The organism is Aeromonas sp. R6-1 (assembly GCF_040908165.1).
GTDB classification, from domain to species: Bacteria; Pseudomonadota; Gammaproteobacteria; order Enterobacterales; family Aeromonadaceae; genus Aeromonas; species Aeromonas caviae.
Genome location: NZ_JBFODF010000026.1, coordinates 124,450 through 141,087, shown reverse-complemented (window position 1 = coordinate 141,087; position 16,638 = coordinate 124,450). Strand labels below are relative to the sequence as shown.

24 protein-coding genes are annotated in these 16,638 nt (G+C 60.4%); 6 read left to right on the top strand and 18 right to left on the bottom strand.

From position 1 onward, the window contains the following. Nucleotides 1-84: 84 nt before the first annotated feature. Nucleotides 85-231: a hypothetical protein gene (locus AB5Y68_RS07095; protein ID WP_368207004.1), complete on the bottom strand. Its 147-nt coding sequence runs from the start codon at nucleotides 229-231 to the stop codon at nucleotides 85-87. A 182-nt stretch (nucleotides 232-413) separates the two neighbouring features. Between AB5Y68_RS07095 and AB5Y68_RS07090 the strand changes: the two genes are divergently transcribed. Next, complete coding sequence (locus AB5Y68_RS07090; protein WP_233768383.1) at nucleotides 414-608, top strand: DUF4113 domain-containing protein; 195 nt, start codon at nucleotides 414-416, stop codon at nucleotides 606-608. 5 nt (nucleotides 609-613) lie between these two features. On the opposite strand, the gene AB5Y68_RS07085 is transcribed toward AB5Y68_RS07090, so the two are convergent. From AB5Y68_RS07085 to AB5Y68_RS07010, 16 genes are all read right to left on the bottom strand, one after another. After that, complete coding sequence (locus AB5Y68_RS07085) at nucleotides 614-955, bottom strand: hypothetical protein (protein ID WP_104452384.1); 342 nt, start codon at nucleotides 953-955, stop codon at nucleotides 614-616. A gap of 1 nt (nucleotide 956) precedes the next feature. Next, nucleotides 957-1,169: a hypothetical protein gene (locus AB5Y68_RS07080; RefSeq protein ID WP_005308768.1), complete on the bottom strand. Its 213-nt coding sequence runs from the start codon at nucleotides 1,167-1,169 to the stop codon at nucleotides 957-959. 14 nt (nucleotides 1,170-1,183) lie between these two features. Then, complete coding sequence (locus AB5Y68_RS07075; RefSeq protein ID WP_368207002.1) at nucleotides 1,184-3,568, bottom strand: replication endonuclease; 2,385 nt, start codon at nucleotides 3,566-3,568, stop codon at nucleotides 1,184-1,186. After that, on the bottom strand, nucleotides 3,565-5,238 hold the full coding sequence (locus AB5Y68_RS07070) for a DNA cytosine methyltransferase (RefSeq protein WP_368207000.1): 1,674 nt from the start codon (nucleotides 5,236-5,238) through the stop codon (nucleotides 3,565-3,567). Before AB5Y68_RS07070 ends, AB5Y68_RS07075 begins: the two co-directional genes overlap by 4 nt. Next, on the bottom strand, nucleotides 5,235-5,606 hold the full coding sequence (locus AB5Y68_RS07065) for a hypothetical protein (protein ID WP_368206998.1): 372 nt from the start codon (nucleotides 5,604-5,606) through the stop codon (nucleotides 5,235-5,237). The genes AB5Y68_RS07070 and AB5Y68_RS07065 overlap by 4 nt, the downstream gene beginning before the upstream one ends. Nucleotides 5,607-5,674: 68 nt before the next feature. Continuing rightward, entirely contained in the window at nucleotides 5,675-5,881 is a 207-nt protein-coding gene (locus AB5Y68_RS07060) for a hypothetical protein (protein WP_139736260.1), read from the bottom strand. Beyond that, the gene (locus AB5Y68_RS07055) at nucleotides 5,878-6,414 is read right to left on the bottom strand and encodes a DNA methyltransferase (RefSeq protein ID WP_279981120.1); all 537 of its coding nucleotides are present in this window, start codon (nucleotides 6,412-6,414) and stop codon (nucleotides 5,878-5,880) included. The genes AB5Y68_RS07060 and AB5Y68_RS07055 overlap by 4 nt, the downstream gene beginning before the upstream one ends. Beyond that, the gene (locus tag AB5Y68_RS07050; RefSeq protein ID WP_279982817.1) at nucleotides 6,411-6,701 is read right to left on the bottom strand and encodes a hypothetical protein; all 291 of its coding nucleotides are present in this window, start codon (nucleotides 6,699-6,701) and stop codon (nucleotides 6,411-6,413) included. The genes AB5Y68_RS07055 and AB5Y68_RS07050 overlap by 4 nt, the downstream gene beginning before the upstream one ends. Further along, nucleotides 6,698-6,874: a hypothetical protein gene (locus AB5Y68_RS07045; RefSeq protein ID WP_368206996.1), complete on the bottom strand. Its 177-nt coding sequence runs from the start codon at nucleotides 6,872-6,874 to the stop codon at nucleotides 6,698-6,700. Before AB5Y68_RS07045 ends, AB5Y68_RS07050 begins: the two co-directional genes overlap by 4 nt. Then, complete coding sequence (locus AB5Y68_RS07040) at nucleotides 6,871-7,173, bottom strand: hypothetical protein (protein ID WP_368206994.1); 303 nt, start codon at nucleotides 7,171-7,173, stop codon at nucleotides 6,871-6,873. Before AB5Y68_RS07040 ends, AB5Y68_RS07045 begins: the two co-directional genes overlap by 4 nt. Nucleotides 7,174-7,236: 63 nt before the next feature. Then, nucleotides 7,237-7,680 carry a hypothetical protein gene (locus AB5Y68_RS07035; RefSeq protein WP_368206993.1) on the bottom strand — a complete coding sequence of 148 codons (444 nt, stop codon included), beginning with the start codon at nucleotides 7,678-7,680 and terminating at the stop codon, nucleotides 7,237-7,239. A 15-nt stretch (nucleotides 7,681-7,695) separates the two neighbouring features. Then, nucleotides 7,696-7,926, bottom strand: coding sequence for a hypothetical protein (locus tag AB5Y68_RS07030; RefSeq protein ID WP_368206991.1), 231 nt, complete (start codon nucleotides 7,924-7,926; stop codon nucleotides 7,696-7,698). Then, nucleotides 7,923-8,180, bottom strand: coding sequence for an ogr/Delta-like zinc finger family protein (locus AB5Y68_RS07025; RefSeq protein ID WP_139738068.1), 258 nt, complete (start codon nucleotides 8,178-8,180; stop codon nucleotides 7,923-7,925). Before AB5Y68_RS07025 ends, AB5Y68_RS07030 begins: the two co-directional genes overlap by 4 nt. A gap of 11 nt (nucleotides 8,181-8,191) precedes the next feature. Further along, complete coding sequence (locus tag AB5Y68_RS07020) at nucleotides 8,192-8,707, bottom strand: phage regulatory CII family protein (RefSeq protein ID WP_368206990.1); 516 nt, start codon at nucleotides 8,705-8,707, stop codon at nucleotides 8,192-8,194. Nucleotides 8,708-8,735: 28 nt separating this feature from the next. Continuing rightward, nucleotides 8,736-9,020: a hypothetical protein gene (locus AB5Y68_RS07015; protein ID WP_368206988.1), complete on the bottom strand. Its 285-nt coding sequence runs from the start codon at nucleotides 9,018-9,020 to the stop codon at nucleotides 8,736-8,738. Nucleotides 9,021-9,025: 5 nt separating this feature from the next. Further along, nucleotides 9,026-9,322, bottom strand: coding sequence for a Cro/CI family transcriptional regulator (locus AB5Y68_RS07010; protein ID WP_368206986.1), 297 nt, complete (start codon nucleotides 9,320-9,322; stop codon nucleotides 9,026-9,028). 113 nt (nucleotides 9,323-9,435) lie between these two features. On the opposite strand from AB5Y68_RS07010, the gene AB5Y68_RS07005 reads away from it, so the two are divergent. The 3 genes from AB5Y68_RS07005 to AB5Y68_RS06995 are packed head-to-tail and all read left to right on the top strand — an operon-like array spanning nucleotide 9,436 to nucleotide 12,310. Beyond that, the gene (locus tag AB5Y68_RS07005; protein WP_368206985.1) at nucleotides 9,436-10,122 is read left to right on the top strand and encodes a LexA family protein; all 687 of its coding nucleotides are present in this window, start codon (nucleotides 9,436-9,438) and stop codon (nucleotides 10,120-10,122) included. Between the two features lie 46 nt (nucleotides 10,123-10,168). Continuing rightward, a complete protein-coding gene (locus AB5Y68_RS07000) occupies nucleotides 10,169-11,239 on the top strand; it encodes an acyltransferase family protein (RefSeq protein WP_368206983.1) in 1,071 nt (356 codons plus the stop codon). An 18-nt stretch (nucleotides 11,240-11,257) separates the two neighbouring features. Continuing rightward, complete coding sequence (locus tag AB5Y68_RS06995) at nucleotides 11,258-12,310, top strand: site-specific integrase (protein ID WP_368206982.1); 1,053 nt, start codon at nucleotides 11,258-11,260, stop codon at nucleotides 12,308-12,310. Between the two features lie 291 nt (nucleotides 12,311-12,601). On the opposite strand, the gene AB5Y68_RS06990 is transcribed toward AB5Y68_RS06995, so the two are convergent. Beyond that, a complete protein-coding gene (locus tag AB5Y68_RS06990; RefSeq protein WP_039039939.1) occupies nucleotides 12,602-12,970 on the bottom strand; it encodes a VOC family protein in 369 nt (122 codons plus the stop codon). A gap of 533 nt (nucleotides 12,971-13,503) precedes the next feature. Here AB5Y68_RS06990 and amt point away from each other — a divergent pair. Both amt and rlmD read left to right on the top strand, forming a co-directional pair. Next, complete coding sequence (gene amt / locus AB5Y68_RS06985; RefSeq protein WP_010673021.1) at nucleotides 13,504-14,931, top strand: ammonium transporter; 1,428 nt, start codon at nucleotides 13,504-13,506, stop codon at nucleotides 14,929-14,931. Between the two features lie 231 nt (nucleotides 14,932-15,162). Further along, nucleotides 15,163-16,515 carry a 23S rRNA (uracil(1939)-C(5))-methyltransferase RlmD gene (gene rlmD, locus AB5Y68_RS06980; RefSeq protein ID WP_039039940.1) on the top strand — a complete coding sequence of 451 codons (1,353 nt, stop codon included), beginning with the start codon at nucleotides 15,163-15,165 and terminating at the stop codon, nucleotides 16,513-16,515. Nucleotides 16,516-16,638: the final 123 nt, after the last annotated feature.

The window sequence follows — 16,638 nt, the reverse complement described above, 5'->3', positions numbered from 1 at the left end:
CTCACTGAGTGAGTTTTGCATGTCCTGGCCGATAACTGACCAGTCGATGCGCAGTTCATTCATACCGCAATCAAAACGGCAAAATCACTTCCACCGCTCTGTTTCCATGTTCTTTGCCACGGTAACAAAGCCCTCAGCCATTTTGGCTTTGAATGAGTCGCTAGTGATTCGCTTGCTTTTCCCAGGGCGGATTTTGGCCTGGAGTTGCTTCTCATTGAGATGGCTGCTCATAGCGTGATCCTCTTCAATGATGGGGTGGACGTCACCAAACAGATGCTCGGTGAGTAATATTCAATTTTGTATATTACGCAGTATCGCGCAACATTGCGCCACCAATCAACCCTGGTAGTCTCTGATTGCCCCTTATTTTCCCTTTCTGGGCCTTTTAGGGTCTTTCAGGTCTTCTCTGGTCCTTGCCGAGGAAAATCGGCACCATCACCCCACCTAACGAGGCGCTGATGCAGGTCATCGACAAGATCAACCAGGGGCGGCTGGGGAAGGTCTACTTCGCGGCTCGCGGTCGGGACACCCGGGAGTGGATGATGAAGCGAGAGCAGTTAAGCCCCCGCTATACCACCGCGCTCGGCGAGCTGCCGGTGGTGAAGTAAGGACATTATCTTTTGGCAAACGCGCCCTGCCGCGCCCGGGTGGCCTTCCAGACCTGCTTGGGTGTTGGGCCAGCAGGCAGCACCCGCTTTGCCTTCTTGGGTGGGGTGATGGTGTCTATCTCACCTTGGTAGAACGGGAACCAGGCATCCTCGAACCGTATGACCCGCTCCATGCGGTCGAGCAGCAGATCGCAGAGATAGCGGTCGGCTGCCGGCAGGCTGTCGAGTTCGTGGGTAATGGCGGCACGACCTGCCGATCCCGGCGGGTATTGCTGGATGATGGGCCAGAGCCGCTGGCAGAGCGGCAGCAGGCGCTCCACGTTGGCGCGGGGGATGATGTCCTGCACGTTATTCCCCCTCTGCATAAGGCGACCATGTTTCTCTTGGTTCCTCTGGCTTTGGAAATTCGTATTCGTCTGGATTGAAGGTGGGGTTAAGCCATTCGCGGGCCCCAGGGTTGGCCTTGTCGTAGTGGCAGCCTTCGGCAATCCACAGCTTTTTTCCTGTGGTTTTGCACACAATGGTGCCTGTCCAGAGCATGTAGGCTGGTTTCTTCTTCATACACACCTCCTTAGTTAAAGGCCCCTGCGTTGACGGGCCGCTGCGATTTCTGCTTCATGGCGCTTGTTGTCTGCTTTCAGCCAGTCGACGCGGGCCTGCTCCTGTTCGGTGGGCTGGTAACTGGCCCGGTCCTCTTCGTCATCCAGCAGGCGAGTGAAGATGGTGATCGCCTCTTCGGCCTGCGCCAGCGGCAGAGCTGCCAGCCATTCCGTGATGTTGCCGCCGGAGTGCATCAGCTCGCGGGCCTGCTGTTTCAGCATGTCGCTGCTGGCGGCCCGGTTGCTGGCCTGCTCTGCCTCGATCTCGGCGGTCAGCTGGTCGGCCACAGCATCGCCAGCACCAGGCCAGTGTCGGGTCACAATCAGCCGATCGCCCCGCAGTCGCACATACTGGCCGCCGGCATTGATGATGCTGCCGTGCAGCAGCAGGGTGGCGTTACTCTCATCAAGACCCATACGGCTCAACTCTTTAGCCAGAGCGGATCCTTTCACCCCCGATTTGGATCCTTCCGTACAGTTATTGACAGAACTCCGAGGGGGGCGGCTGCCGCCGCCTGAGGGCAACTCGCTGCGCTCGCTCACAGCAGGCTCGCGCTGCTCGCCCAAACCCGACCCGTTGACCCCCTTGCGCACTATCTGCCAACCCTCGGTGCGGGTGATGGCGGTGGTCATGCCGATGTCAGTGATCACCCCCATCAGGCGCAGCACATCCTCGCCATACTTGTTGGCGGCTTCATCGAGGCGCTTGGAGAGGCGGATCAGGTGTTCTTTGCGGGGAAGGTCAATGCCGCCCATGGCGTCGATAAAGTCTCCCCAGCGGTTGTTGTCGGCTGCGGTGCGAGCGGCTTCCAGGATGCAATCCCACTCGATCACCTCGTCACCCAGGCGGCGCAGCTCACGCCATACGCTCACAGCAGGGCCGCCTATCTGCTGAAACTGGCGTATACGCCAGCAGCTCGCCCAGGCCGCGACCGCGATGGTGGTGTGGTCGACCGGGGCCTCGGCCTCGTAATCCATCCCGACCTTGTGGCCGTCGATGTTCTTGGCGATGTACTTGGCGATGTAGCCGGTGGCGCTGCCTTGGGTTGGGTCGATCTCCTTCCAATTCACCCGTGGGTTGATGGCCTTGACCACCGCCGGGCTGCTCACATCGAGCAGCCACTTGATGCGCGGCATCTTGTTGCGGATTTTCATCTCGGACAGCGCATCGAGCTGGTCGCCGTTGGGCATTTTGAGCTCGGCCCGTTCGGCGGCGGTGAAGTGGTAGGCAAGCAGGGTCAGAAAGTCGCGTTGGTGCTCGGGGTTGATAAACAGCAGGCAATGCCAGTGCGGGGTGCCATCGTGGTGCGGTTCCACAACCCGAAAACCGAAGGCCATGATCCCCTCGCGGGCCAGTGCGGCACGAAAGCGGGCCCACTGTTTGCACAGCAGGCGGTTGGTCTCGGTCGGGCAGGCGCCGTTGAACTTCTCATTCTGGTAGGTCTTCGCCTTGTCTTTGCTGCCCTGGCGCCAGGCGTGATAGCTGGAGGGGGCGGTCAGCGTCAGGAACAGGCCCAGTTTGCCCTGCTCCTGTGCCATGTCTTCAAAGCCCCGCATGCGCACCATCAGCTCATGACGGCGGATCTCGGGGTTGGCGACCGAGCCCATCACCGCATCGACCAGGTCAATCTCTTGCCCCAGATCTTCGTTGACGGCGCTCATGCTCGCCATCCATGCCTGCTGTGCCGCCTTGCGCTGGGTGAACTCGCGCACCGCGTGGGCGCTGGCGTAGGGGCTGACCCCCTTGCGCACCTGGCCGGTGAGGATGGCAATCAGCTCGCAGTAGATGGCCCAGGCGCGGTTGATCTTGCGCAGCCACCATGACTCGTCGAGCAGGCGCACCAGCAGGCTGGCGGCGGCTCCCTCGAACTTGTCCACCTCGTCAGCCAGATCATCCCGCTCTTCTTGGCTCAGTGGGCGGCCCAGCAGGCACTCCACCTTGGTACGCGGGTGAATGGGGAGGGGAGGGCAGAAGTGCCACGCCTTGGCCTGGGCCCCGATATCGGCCAGCAGCTCCGTGGCGGTGCGCTCATGGCCCGCCGCCGCCAGCAGTTGCTGGCAGCGACGGGCCCACTCGGCGGCAACCAGCTCGCGGCGCACATCGTTGCGAAGATCAATCACCGGTACCGGGAACCGGCTCTGTGCGGCGGCGCAGGCGTCGACCATGCGGCGCAGCCAGATGTTGGCGGTCTTGGGGTTGGCCGGGTAGCGGCGCAGGAAGGTCGCGGCCAGCGGCTTGGCAACGTGCCACTCAATGCGGGCGAGTTGTTCGGCCGCCCCGGCCATGTTGATGGCGTGGTGCCCGACCAGGTAGTGCTGGGGCAGCTGTATCCCGTGCAGGTTGGTGATGGCGTCATTCATGCCGCTACCTCCTGCGCATCGGCACACATCTCTGGCAGGTTGGCGCGAACCAGAGCGGCAGCCAGTGGTGGGCACACGGCATTGCCGCAGCGAGCCACCTGCGCTGTTTTGGTGAACTTCTTGCCAGTGGCGTCGTGGTCGATCACGTAGTCGGCCGGGAACCCCTGGGCGGCGAACAGCTCATGGGGTTCGAGCATCCGCATGCCGATATCGACGATCTGGTAATCCTCTCCGCGCACGGTGACTAGCCCGAACCGGTGCTTGGTGGTGACGGTCTGCAAAGGCTCGTCAGCAGGGTGGCCGATGTTGGTGCCGTAATACTTGAGCAGGAAGGCCCGCACCTCGCCGATATGCAGCCCGCCAGCGGTGACAGTGGGCATGGGTTCGGTTACTGGCTGGCCGTGCTGGCAGGTGCCGCGCAGTTTCACCAGATGGCTGGTCACCAGCGCATTGTGGTCAACGGTGGTGACGGTCGGCAGCGGCTGGATCAGCTCGGCACCCACGACGCCGGTGTAATGCTTGGCTAAGAAGGCGGTCACCAGCTGACTCTTGTCGGCCTTGGCCATCACTGTGCCCAGCGGGTCTTCCACTGACTGGCCGACAGAGTTGCCGAACTGGCGGGCGATGACCGGTGCCACCAGGGCGAAGTGACCGCCCTTCACCTGGGCGCAGATGGTGCGCAGCGGCTCATCTGCCGGCATGTTGCGCTGATGGCTGGCGTTGGCGAACTCGGTGATGAAGGGGACAAGGGTTGGCTGCACAACGGCAAACCCCGGTGATTGGGTGATGGTTTGCAGGGGCTCGTTGATACCCTGACCCCGGAAGCAGTCGTACACAGTGCGCGTGCTGGTGTGGTTGCACTTAACAATGAACGGCTCGGCGGCGTTGATGACGAATCGCTCCAGCCCCTTGGCAATCCGGCGCAGGGTATTCTCTGCCAGTGGCCGCTTGCGTTCGAATATGGAGGGGCACGGGATTGACCAATCGATGATGTCAGCAGCGGTCCGCCACGGCAGCAGCTTCCCGGCCTGCACCTCAGCACTGGCGGGGTCGCCATGGGTCGGCTTGGGCCACACGATGGGGGCGCCATCCCGGCGAGCGATCAGGAACAGGCGCTTGCGGATGGTGGGGGTGCCGTAGTCGCAGGCACGCAGCTCCCGCCACTCCACCTTGTAGCCCTGGCGGCGCAGAGCGTTGATGAAGCTGTTGAAGGTGCGGCCCTTTTTTGCAGGGTCAGGGCGAGCGTTGCCCTCCGAGTCGATCAGCAGCGGGCCCCAGGTTTGAAACTCCTCGACGTTCTCCAGCATGATCACCCGGGGGCGTACCGTGGCGGCCCAGCGCAGAGTGACCCACGCCAAGCCCCGGATCTTCTTGCTGACCGGGGTCGAGCCCTTGGCCTTGGAGAAATGCTTGCAATCAGGTGACAGCCAGACGAGCCCGACTGGGCGGCCAGCCACGACGTCTCGCGGCACGATATCCCACACCGATTCGCAATAGTGCTCGGTGTCAGGGTGGTTGACGGTGTGCATGGAGATCGCATCGGGGTCGTGGTTGATGGCGATCTCCGGGCTGCGACCCAGCGCCATCTCGATCCCGGTAGACGCCCCACCGCCACCGGCGAAGTTGTCCACGACGATTTCATTGAAGAGGCTGAAATTCTGTTCTCTCATTTGCACACCCCACACTTTTCGGTCACATACTCGTTGGGTTGCAGGTAGCGGCCGCAGGTGGAGCAGGTCGGTACCATGTCCAGGGTGGCGAGCCGATCAGACCAGCAGGTGGACTCGCAGAAAAACAGACTGGTCATGCGGTTGCCGGAGAGGATGACCGGGCGCACATGGCCGAACTCGCCGCAGCAACTGCACCGCATCGAGGGGCGAGCGTTGGCCGGGACGGTCTTCACCACGGATTCACTGGCGGCGCGGGCCAGCGGCCAGCAGGTTTCGACGCAGTAGGGGTAAGAGCGGCGACCGTGTCGGCCCGCTACCGGCAGGCAAACCGCCATCTGGTGGCACTTGGTGCAGGGCTCAAGCGTCACGATATTGCTGTTTGCAGGGCGCACGACGCCCAAAGCCGGGGCAAGCCCGGCTGGTTTTTGGTGAGTCATTAGATGGCGCCTCCGTTGTATGACTGGCGCAGACGGGCGGCAGATTGGTGCTCGCAGCGGCGGGCCGCGCGCACCATGACCAGCAGGGTTTTGATATATCGGTGGGGGCGGCAGGGACGGCGACGGGCATCCAGTAACTCGAGTTGGTATTCCCGGCGGCGCGCGGCGTCGCTCAACATGGCATCGAGCCAGAAGTCGTGGATCATGCTGCATCCTCCGCAATCAGATGACTCAGGCCGTTCGGCAGGTTCACACGATTGCCGTTGTCCCAAATAAACCAGCTGTATTCGCAGGAGTCAGACCCGCCATTCACGAAACGGGGCCGTGGTACCAGGATCGGGGTCTTGTTCGGAAAGCCGACCTCTGCCCAGAACGGCACGCGCTTTTTGCTGCCCAAGAAGTTCACCCGCTGCAGGTAAATCAGGGTGCCATCAGGTTCGAGCTCGTACAGACTCTTTCTCAGAAACTCCTCCGTCAGCGAGAACGGCGGGTTGGTGATGATGACGTCGAACTGGCGGCCAAAGTCCCAAGTCAGGTAGTCGCGGCCATGGCGTATCTCGGCCCACTCCTTTTGCTCGGCCGGCAGCGGAACTGGATCGAAGATGTTCCCTTCTGCGCGGCATGGTTCCATGAAGTGATCACCTGGACGGAAGCTGATGCAGCGCATCAGGGCAGCCACTGCGCTGGCGGGCGTTGGGTAGAGCTCGCGCTCGATGACATTGCCGGTGGTGCTGCTCATGATTGGCCTCCTTCACAGTGGCAGACGCCAAACAGTTCATAGGTCAGTGGACCTGGCGCGCCCTGCATGGTGATGCCGGTGCGTGCGACTTGGACCCTGTCACCACCCCGAACCCGGATTGTCACAGTGGCGACACCTTCCTCGACGATGACGCCATCGACAGCTTTGAGCTGGGTGGTTCTGGCGCGCTGGATCACCCGCTTGAAGGTCACCTTGTCTCCGCAGCGAAAGGCGGCCGGATCCGGCAGGCGGTAGCGCCCACACTGTTCACATCTCATGTTGCTCATGCGGCTACTCCTTCCAGTACACAAGCGCGGCCGGAGGCCAGGGTTTCGATACGGGCGGCTTGGCGCTGGCCACGCAGCCAGCAGTTTTTGACGTTGATGTAGCCGTGGCGCACCAGGTAGGCGACGGCAGCGGCCGGTGATGGGGCGGTGTGCTTGGCGGTGATGGCGATCATTGGGCACCCCCTTGCAGCTCATGGGCAAAAGGCGGCTGGAATATCACGGTGACGTCATGGACTGGGGCCGCCATGTCCACGCCGATGATGTGGGGCCGCTGGCCACCCTGCAGGATCTCTAGGCGCTTGGTCAGCTCGGCGTAGATGTCGAGCAGGGCCAGCTCGTCGGCCAGTTCGGCCAGCGCCTCAAGGCTGGCCTCGACGGCCAGGCTGTGGCAGGCCCCGAGCTGGGGGCGGTGGGTATTTATCAAGGAGTTGGCGACTTTGCGGATCGCCTGTTCTGCTGTAAGATTGTTCATGAGGTTTACCTCGCTGATTGATTGAAAGCCCCGCTGGTGCGCCAACACCGATAGCGGGGTTTTTTATTGGCCGTTCCCGGCTGCCTTTCTCAATGCCGCGATGCGGCTTTCCAATGTGCTGGCCTGCTCGTTGAGTAGAGCCCGGCGTTTGTCCTCAAAAGCCGCCTGCTCCAGCTCGCTGCGGGTCGGCCCCTCAATGCGGCGGGTGGTACGGTGCCACTCGCGTCGGTGCAGCACGCCGCCATCAAACTCGTGCAGGGTCGCCAGCAGCTCCCCCAGGGCGAGGCGGATCGCCTCTTGCTGCTCAAAGTCGAACTGGTCCAGCTCGCGCCCGGCTTGGGTGGTCGACACCCCGGCGGCGTAGCAGATGACGGCTCGGGCCCGGGTCGGCAGGCGTGACCAGCGGCTGGCCGCCCCATTGCGGCCGAACTGGGCGCGCATCTCTGCCAGCGCCACCTCTGCGGCGCTGGGCTGTTGAACGAGCTCGAAAATCTTTGCGGTGCTCATGGGGTGGCCCTCCGGTTATGCCTGCAGCAGCCTGGTCAGCCAGTGCGGGCGAGGTCTCTTGCTGAGCTGGCGGCATGGTTGGAAGCGCAGCGCGCCACGGCGGCCCTCGCTGTCTTCCAGATAACTGCCGTCGAAACGGGTGGTGTTGCGCATCACCGGCTCGTCGCCGCTGGTGACGACGGTGGCGCGGTTGAACAGCAGAAAAGGCAGCGGGATCAGCCCCGGCTGCTCTGCGCGAAGTTTCATGCTGGCTCCTTGAGCGGGACGCTCTTCGACATGGTTTTGCAGTTTTTGCCCACGCCCTTGCAGGTCGGCAGCACGATGGCCGGATTGGGCATGGCGGATGGGCTGATGGTGCCGACGATTTCAAACGCGGCCTTGAAGGTGTGGCCGCAGTCGACATTGCTGCAGGCGTAATAGGCGTGCCCTGTCAGAGGGCTCATTTTTGTGGAGTTTCGGGTGTTCGCGTGGTAACCGCAGTGGGGGCAAATCAATCTCATGGTCTGGTCTCCTATGCGCCGATGGCGGCGCGGGCCATATCGGCGGCGCACGCGAGGCTGGGGATGGCGTGAAAGCGGTCCTCGACCTCGGTAGCCAGCAGCACCAGGTGCTCGATGCCTGCCCAGATGCCGGTGACGACGGTGTTTCGGTGTGATTTGGTGACGCGATCACCGGCAAGCAGGGTGGTGGCCTGGGCCGTGACGCCCATGATCTGGGCGCCCGCATTGAGCGCCTGCTGGGCGCGGGCCTCTGGTGCAACCTGGGCGGCATCCGGCAGACGAACGGCGGTCAGTTGGCAATCAAACAGCAGGCCATCAAACAGGGTGTCGTCGCCGGTGGCGTGGTAGAGGGCAATGAGATCGTGCGCAGTCAGGTTGTGCCGCTCACACGCCGGGTTGAATTTGTTGTGCAGCACGTGGCTGGACATGCCGATGGCTTCTGCCAGCTGGCTGATGTTGTGCGCCTGCTTGAACAGGTCGCATGCCCCTGCAAAGTGGCTGTGTGAAAAACAGGACTGGTTTGACACTCTGATTTCCCTCCAAAGGTCGCTATGGTTAGCTGGCGAGTGTGAACAGGGATGACGAGTGTCCCGCCATCTGTTTGGCGATAAACACATGCACCTTGACCATCACCAACTCATTGGCGCGCGTTTTTTCCATGACATCGAGGCGGCCCGTTTTGACCCAGTGGCGGGCGGTATCGACAGACACCCCGATCCACTCGGCAAACCTGGCGATGGGCATCAGCGGCGGAATGTCTGCCGAGATCACCAGATTGATCGCGCTGACGGCGGTGGCCTGGGTCGGCCTGGCGGCTGGATTGACATGACGAGGTGGCATGGTGGTTACGCCTTACCAGGTTGTGCGTTGGTGGGGTCAGCCTTGGCGGCGGCCGTCGCCCGCTGGACGCTGGGGATCTCCTCCAGCGGGGTGCCCGGCGCGACGCGCTGAGATGGGCGCCGTTGGCCAGACGTGGGGGCGGGGTCAGCCTTCAGTGCACCGCCGGTCAACACCTCGATCTGGTAGGCGCGGCCCTGTGGGATGGTGTCGCCCCACTTAACTACTGCGGCGTGTGATATGCCGAGCGCTTTTGCAGTGGCAGTCACACCACCGAAGTGTGTTATGGCGTCATGTTTTCGCATTGCCCTCACCGTGTCCTTAAGTATCAACAATGCGAAAACTGTAACCTAGGTATTATAGGTGGTCAACGATTTTTGATCCCAAAGTATCAATCGCGGGTGGTAACTTAGGTTTCATGAAAACGATCAATGACCGCATTTCAGAGCGCCGCCAGGCACTCAAGATCAGCAAAAACGAGTTAGCTAGGCGCGTTGGGATTACTCACGCGTCTGTTAATAAGTGGGAATCAGGGCTGAACCAGCCAAAAGGCCGCTATCTCAACGATTTAGCGGCTGCGCTCGGCGTGTCTGTTGATTGGCTGCTGACCGGCAAAGAAGAAGGCAGCACGGGCGTCGCGGAGTCTCCTATTCCTGGCTATCGCAACGTAGAACCGGCGGTCATCCCGCAAGGCGGTCGAGTACCGATCCTGAGCTATGTGCAGGCTGGCAACTGGCGGGAGATCTGCGAACAGGCCACGGGTTTTGATGGCAACGTCGAGTATGTGACGGCCAGTGTGGACATCGGTCCCCGTGGCTTTGGCCTTTGGCTGCGTGGCAACTCGATGACCCCGCAATTCAATGAGGGGGACCTGGTGATCGTGGACCCTGACGAACAGCCACGCCCGGGGGATTTCGTGGTCGCCAAGAACGGCAGCGAAGAGGCCACCTTCAAGAAGTACCGGCCCCGTGGCATTGATGAGAGTGGGCAAGAGGTCTTTGAACTGGTCCCCCTCAACGACGATTACCCGCCCATGCACTCCGACCGGCAGCATATTGAGATCATCGGCGTGATGGTCGAGCATCGAATTTTTAGAAAGCGATAGGTATCTGAGTTTTATTTGCTATATTTTATTATATTTGGAGATTAAGTTGATACTATCTGATTTATTAAAAAAAGAAAATAACAATATAGATATATTCAGATTGATCGCTGCCAGCATGGTAATTTACGGCCATGCTTATGCGTTATCTCCTGAGGCTGGAAAATCAGATGTAATTCATAGAGTCCTACTGCATGATGATTATTCAGGGTCAATTGCAGTTAAGATATTTTTCTTTTTAAGTGGATTGGTTGTAACTAACTCACTTATAAATAACGGCGATCTAATTCGCTTTGTTATATCTCGGGTTTTTAGAATATGGCCAGCCCTTATATTATCAAGCGTTATTACTGCTGTTCTTTTGGGGCCATTGTTAACACAGTTGACAATTGTTGATTATTTCAATTCCAATGATGTTTTAAGATATATTTATAATATTACATCCATGAATATACAGTATACCCTTCCTGGGGTATTCGTAGATAACCCATATCCCAATGCAGTCAACGGTTCACTGTGGACCATCCCATTTGAAGTATTTGCATATGTATTGCTTTTTGCTTTCTTTGCTGTGGGTGTACTAAGGTCTAAAAAACTCAGTGTTGCTATATTTATACTCATACTGATCGAACCATTTATAACTTATAAAGTTATGTTTCCATGGGTTCCACAAAATCACGAAATAGATTTTTTAGCCCCTTGCTTTGCATTCGGTGCGATTCTAGCTTTATATAAAGACACTGTGAATGTGAGACTCTCTCATTGTGTTGGTTTTTTTGTGCTGTATTACGTTCTCAGTGGTACACTATACTCAGCATACTTGGCATATGCATTTATCTTCTTATCTATTTTATATCTTTCATCAAGAAAGTTTATGTTAAAGATAAAGCCTAAAATTGATTTGTCTTATGGCGTTTATTTATGGGGATTTCCAGTGCAGCAAGTCATGGCCCATTACTTTCATTCTCAAGGAGTTCTTTTTAATCAGGTTTCATCGCTACTAATATGCCTTTCTCTTGGCTTCCTGTCGTGGCAGCTATGTGAGAAACACTTTATTAAGTACGGATGGAGTTTGCATGTGTTTATTAAAGAAAAATGCCAGTTACTAAAGTCAAACTAATCAATCTGACTCCTACGTATGACTGTCCGTAAACTCGATGATGGCAAGTCTAAGCTCTGGCTTGCTGAGGTCTATCCACAAGGCCGTGATGGCCCCCGCAAACGCAAGCGCTTCGCCACCAAGGGCGAAGCCTTGGCATGGGAAAAACACATGCTGGCCCAGCCCTGGCAACAACCAGAGGCTGGCCATGCGGATGAGCGGCGGCTGAGTGACTTGGTGGCGCTCTGGTATGGTCGCCACGGCCAAACCCTGACCGATGGCGAACGGCGCCGCGACAAGCTGATCTGGCTGGCTGAGGCGCTGGGTAACCCGCTGGCCACAGAGTTCACTGCCCAGCAGTTTGCGGCCTATCGTGAGCGGCGACTGGCCGGCGAGCTTTATGTGCCCGGTCAGCGCAAACAGGTATCCCCGACCACCATCAACCGCGAGCTGCTCTACCTGCAGGCGGTGTTCAATGAGCTCGGCCGCCTGGGGGAGTGGGCCCACGGCAACCCGCTGGAGGTGCTGCGCCAGTACAAGGTGCAGGAATCCGAGCTGGCGTTCCTCAATCAGGATGAAATCGAGCAGTTGCTGGCAGCGTGCGCGGGGCTGAACGACTTGTGGCTGATCGTGATGCTGTGCCTCTCGACCGGGGCGCGTTGGTCTGAGATTGAAAAGCTGACTCGATCACAAGTGGGCATCGGTCGGCTGACCTTCACCCGCACCAAGGGCAAGAAGAACCGCACCGTACCGGTGGCCGGCTGGCTGTTGGCCTTGCTGCCCAAGCGCACCGGCCGCCTGTTCGGTGATTGCTACGCCGAGTTTGAGAAGGCGCTGCGCCGCGCGGGGATCACCCTGCCGGCCGGCCAGCGAACCCACGTGCTTAGACACAGCTTTGCCTCCCACTTCATGATGGGCGGTGGCAACATCCTGGTGCTGCAGCGCATCCTCGGCCACACCGACATCAAGATGACCATGCGCTATGCCCACTTCGCCCCTGACCACCTCGAAGACGCGGTCAAACTCAACCCGATCACCGCGCTGAAAAATGGCGGCAAAGTGGCGGCAGCGCTCACCAGCGACACCCAATAACCCCCATCCATCCCCAAGCAAACCCGCAAAAACACGGCAACCAATTGATTCACAGCGGCTGGCGATGGTTTCAAAATCCGCCGTAGCAATACGTGTCGGTTCGAGTCCGACCCCGGGCACCATCAGATTCCATGACAAAAGGCCATCCTCGCGGATGGCCTTTTGTTTTTCCGGGCGGTGCGAAGAGGTGTACCCTCAGACCCTCAGACCCTCAGACCCTCAGACCCTCAGACCCTCAGACCCTCAGACCCACAGGCTCTCGGGCCATCAACCTCTCGGACTGCCATCCCCTCAGTCGATGTTCTGCGCGATGCGCCACAGCACGCCTGAGGGGTCGTACAGACAGAATTCTTTCATGCGCCACGGCTGGGTGACGAGCTCCGTGACCCTGACGCCATAGCGGCGGGCGACCTGGCTCGCCTCCACTTGGGCCTGCCAGGCGGCCACGTCCTCCACCAGGAGGTGCATCATGAGCTGCTCGGCCAGCCCCGGGGGGTTGCCATCCTGCAGCAGGAAGCTTGCGTTGCCGAGATGAAAATAGGCCACGCCGTCGCCATCGGAGGCCAGGGTAAAGCCGAGATCCTGATAGAACTGCTTTGACAGTGTGAAATCCCGGGCAGGCACGAAGGCCTTGATTTCGGTCACGTTGAGATTGGGCATGGGCTCCTCGAGGCGCTGGGAACAGGGGAAGATGGCTTGCCAGTATGACCGGGCATTTCGGGGCAGGCCAGACGAATGGCGCGAGTTTGCACTCTTATCGTGCTTGTGCCCCTCGGGTGGGGGGATATTGGCCGTCAGCCTCATTTGATTTCACCATGGTATGGCCCATTTCATTTATTTCATAAATACCTTAGCGGGATAGATAAGCCTGCCAGGGTGACATCACCACGGGTTCGCCCCGTCATTGTGAGGTGGTTGGGTCATCCTGGTGCACTTTCCCGGCAATGCACAGCCAAAGTGCGATTTTCCCCCTGTAACCGGGCATCGTGCGCCAAGATGGTGCGTGTTGAATGTGATAAAAACATAAATACATGAAATAAAAGGATTATTTTTCTTGGCCTGCTTTATGCTTTCCCCATGTCATGTCGCCATGATGTCTCCGTGAGCCACACAGGTGCGGTGGGCAGGTGGCCAGGTTGGAAATGCATATCAGGAAATGGACCCGGATGCCGGGACGACAAGGAGAGGGCTGTATGTTCAAGAGACTCGTAATGACTGGCCTGCTGGCGCTGGCCGCCACCATGGCCGCCCCGGGCTGGGCCGAAGAGGTGGCCGCGCAGGCCGATGTGGTACAGGCGGCTGCGACCGTGACCATCAACAAGGGGGACAATACCTGGCTGATGGTGGCGGCGGCCCTGGTGATCCTGATGTCCGTGCCGGGCCTCGCCCTCTTCTACGGCGGCCTGGTGCGCGCCAAGAATATGCTGAGCGTGCTGATGCAGGTGTTCACCCTGTTCTGCCTCATCACCGTCCTCTGGGTGGTCTACGGCTACTCCCTGGCCTTCACCGAGGGCGGCGCCTTCTACGGCTCCTTCGACAAGGTGCTGTTGATGGGGGTGACGCCGGATTCCATCGCCGCCACCTTCAGCAAGGGGGTCGGGATCAGCGAGTTCATCTACGTGGTGTTCCAGGGTGCCTTTGCCGCCATCACCTGCGGGCTCATCGTCGGCGGCTTTGCCGAGCGGATGAAGTTCTCGGCGGTGCTGCTGTTCGCGGTGATCTGGTTCACCTTCGCCTATATCCCGATGGCGCACATGGTGTGGTACTGGGCGGGTCCGGATGCCTACACGGATGCGGCCGCCGCCGAAGCGGCCGGTGCCACCGCAGGCTATCTGTTCCAGCACGGCGCTCTGGACTTCGCCGGCGGCACCGTGGTGCACATCAACGCCGCGGTGGCCGGTCTGGTTGGGGCTTTCATGGTGGGCAAACGGGTTGGCTATGGCCGTGACCCCATGACCCCCCACAGCCTGACCATGACCATGATCGGTGCCGCCCTGCTGTGGTTCGGCTGGTTCGGCTTCAACGCCGGCTCCTCCCTCGAAGCCAACGGCACGGCGGCCCTGGCCTTCGCCAACACCTGGATCGCGCCGGCCGCTGCCGCCCTCTCCTGGACCTTCGCCGAGTGGGCGATGAAGGGCCGTCCCTCCCTGCTTGGCGCTGTCTCCGGTGCGGTGGCGGGTCTGGTCGCCATCACCCCTGCCGCCGGTTTCGTCGGTGTGGGGGGCGCCCTCATCATCGGCCTGCTCAGCGGTGTGGCTGGTCTGTGGGGCGTGCACGGTCTCAAGCGTCTGCTGGGGGCCGATGACAGCCTGGACGTGTTCGGCCTGCACGGGGTGTGCGGGATCCTGGGTGCCGTGCTGACCGGGGTGTTCGCCAGCCCGGATCTGGGCGGCACCGGGGTGTGGGACTATGTGACCAACCAGGTGGCCGAGGGGTACTCCATCCTGGCCCAGGTCAAGGTACAGGTCATCGGCGTGGGGGTGACCGTGGTCTGGACCGCCCTGGTCTCGGCCGTGGCCTACAAGCTGGTGGACCTGCTGATCGGTCTGCGGGTGAAGGAAGATGCCGAGCGCGAAGGGTTGGACGTGACCAGCCACGGCGAGAAAGCCTACAGCCATTGATCCTGCTGCCATGAATGTCATACCGCCGGCCCCGTCCGGCGGTTTTTTTATTGGGGCGGGCTGGCCAGGCTGCCCGGACCGGGCCGCTGGTGGCCGGGGTCGCTATTTGTGTTTGCGGGGTCTTTTATGCCTGCATTTTGGGCGGATCTCCGCTAAACTCTGCCACCCTTTATTCGGGGTCGCCGGGTCTGCCCCGTCGTCACCCTCTCTTTCATGCCTTCGGAGCCGCTCATGCCGTTAGTGGGACACCAACATCAGATCGATATTCTGGAACTGACCGACAAGGGGGATGGCAAGGGTCGCCTGTTCGATCGCCCCCTGTTTGTCGAGGGTCTGCTGCCCGGTGAGCAGGCGCTGGTCGAGTTGACCGAGGTCAAACCTAACTACCTGCACGGCAAGCTGGTCGAGCTGACCCAACCCTCTGCCGATCGGGTGGCCGATTTTTGCCCCAACACCGAATGCGGTGGCTGCCAGGTGCGCCCGCTGGCCTATCCGGCCCAGCTTGCCCTCAAGCAGAGCCTGGTGCAGAGCGCACTGGAGCAGGTCGGTCTGGGTGAGGCCGTGGTCAACCCCATCCTCGGCATGGAGACGCCGTTTGCCTACCGCAACAAGGCCCAGTACGCGGTGCGTGGCAGCGAGGCGGGCGCCGAGATCGGCTTCTACCGCAAACACTCCCATGACCTCATCACCGCCGATGATTGCGCGGTGCAGGACTCCCTGCACGTGGAGCTCAACGCCCGGGTACGCAACTGGATGCGCGAGCACGACATCGCGGCCTATGACGAGGTGGCCCACACCGGCTGCGTGCGCAACCTGATGACCCGCAAGGGCTTCAAGAGCGGCGAGCTGATGGTGGTGCTGGTGACCCTGGGCGAAGCGCTGCCGTTCGAAGCCGAGCTGCTGGCGGCCCTGGCGGATCTGCCGGTCACTACCCTGGTGCAGAACATCAACGAGGCGCGTACCAACCGCATCCTGGGTGACAAGAACCGGGTGCTGCTGGGCAGCGGGGTGATCCGCGACAAGATCCACGAGCTCGAATTCGAGATCTCGCCCCTCTCCTTCTTCCAGAACAACCCGAGCCAGACCGACGTGCTCTACTCCAAGGCGCTGGAGTATTGCGAGCTGACCGGCAGCGAGACGGTGTTCGACATCTATTGCGGCATCGGCACCATCTCCCTGTTCTTGGCAGGCAAGGCCGCCAAGGTGGTGGGGATTGAGTCGGTGGAGAGTGCCATCAGCGACGCCCGTCGCAATGCGGCCCTCAACGGCATCGAGCAGACCGAGTTCCACGTGGGCAAGGCGGAGCAGCTGATGCCTGCCCTGCATGCCGACGGGGTGAGTGCCGACGTGGTGGTGATGGATCCGCCCCGCAAGGGCTGTGACAAGGCGGTATTGCAGACCCTGGTGGCCATGGCGCCGCGCCGTCTGGTCTATGTCTCCTGCAACCCCCAGACCCTGGCCCGGGATCTCGCCTGGCTGGTCAAGCAGGGCTTCGTGCTGGACGAGGTGCAGCCGGTGGACATGTTCCCGCACTCCATGCACGTGGAAGCCGTTGCTCGCCTGAGCCTGCCAGCGAAGGCCTGATCGTCGCTCGGGATCTTCCCCTCGCACGATGCAGGTGGAAGCGGTCGCCTGCCTGAGCCTGCCAGCGAAAGCCTGATCGGGCCGAGGGCGTGGCGTTAGCCAGATGGCTCTGATAAAAACGAC

Bases quoted from the DNA above. Each gene is read 5' to 3' on its own strand.
- AB5Y68_RS07095 (WP_368207004.1), bottom strand. From the start codon at position 231: ATGAGCAGCCATCTCAATGAGAAGCAACTCCAGGCCAAAATCCGCCCT.
- AB5Y68_RS07080 (WP_005308768.1), bottom strand. From the start codon at position 1,169: ATGAAGAAGAAACCAGCCTACATGCTCTGGACAGGCACCATTGTGTGC.
- AB5Y68_RS07075 (WP_368207002.1), bottom strand. From the start codon at position 3,568: ATGAATGACGCCATCACCAACCTGCACGGGATACAGCTGCCCCAGCAC.
- AB5Y68_RS07070 (WP_368207000.1), bottom strand. From the start codon at position 5,238: ATGAGAGAACAGAATTTCAGCCTCTTCAATGAAATCGTCGTGGACAAC.
- AB5Y68_RS07060 (WP_139736260.1), bottom strand. From the start codon at position 5,881: ATGATCCACGACTTCTGGCTCGATGCCATGTTGAGCGACGCCGCGCGC.
- AB5Y68_RS07055 (WP_279981120.1), bottom strand. From the start codon at position 6,414: ATGAGCAGCACCACCGGCAATGTCATCGAGCGCGAGCTCTACCCAACG.
- AB5Y68_RS07050 (WP_279982817.1), bottom strand. From the start codon at position 6,701: ATGAGCAACATGAGATGTGAACAGTGTGGGCGCTACCGCCTGCCGGAT.
- AB5Y68_RS07045 (WP_368206996.1), bottom strand. From the start codon at position 6,874: ATGATCGCCATCACCGCCAAGCACACCGCCCCATCACCGGCCGCTGCC.
- AB5Y68_RS07040 (WP_368206994.1), bottom strand. From the start codon at position 7,173: ATGAACAATCTTACAGCAGAACAGGCGATCCGCAAAGTCGCCAACTCC.
- AB5Y68_RS07035 (WP_368206993.1), bottom strand. From the start codon at position 7,680: ATGAGCACCGCAAAGATTTTCGAGCTCGTTCAACAGCCCAGCGCCGCA.
- AB5Y68_RS07030 (WP_368206991.1), bottom strand. From the start codon at position 7,926: ATGAAACTTCGCGCAGAGCAGCCGGGGCTGATCCCGCTGCCTTTTCTG.
- AB5Y68_RS07025 (WP_139738068.1), bottom strand. From the start codon at position 8,180: ATGAGATTGATTTGCCCCCACTGCGGTTACCACGCGAACACCCGAAAC.
- AB5Y68_RS07015 (WP_368206988.1), bottom strand. From the start codon at position 9,020: ATGCCACCTCGTCATGTCAATCCAGCCGCCAGGCCGACCCAGGCCACC.
- AB5Y68_RS07010 (WP_368206986.1), bottom strand. From the start codon at position 9,322: ATGCGAAAACATGACGCCATAACACACTTCGGTGGTGTGACTGCCACT.
- AB5Y68_RS07005 (WP_368206985.1), top strand. From the start codon at position 9,436: ATGAAAACGATCAATGACCGCATTTCAGAGCGCCGCCAGGCACTCAAG.
- AB5Y68_RS06995 (WP_368206982.1), top strand. From the start codon at position 11,258: ATGACTGTCCGTAAACTCGATGATGGCAAGTCTAAGCTCTGGCTTGCT.
- AB5Y68_RS06990 (WP_039039939.1), bottom strand. From the start codon at position 12,970: ATGCCCAATCTCAACGTGACCGAAATCAAGGCCTTCGTGCCTGCCCGG.
- amt (WP_010673021.1), top strand. From the start codon at position 13,504: ATGTTCAAGAGACTCGTAATGACTGGCCTGCTGGCGCTGGCCGCCACC.
- rlmD (WP_039039940.1), top strand. From the start codon at position 15,163: ATGCCGTTAGTGGGACACCAACATCAGATCGATATTCTGGAACTGACC.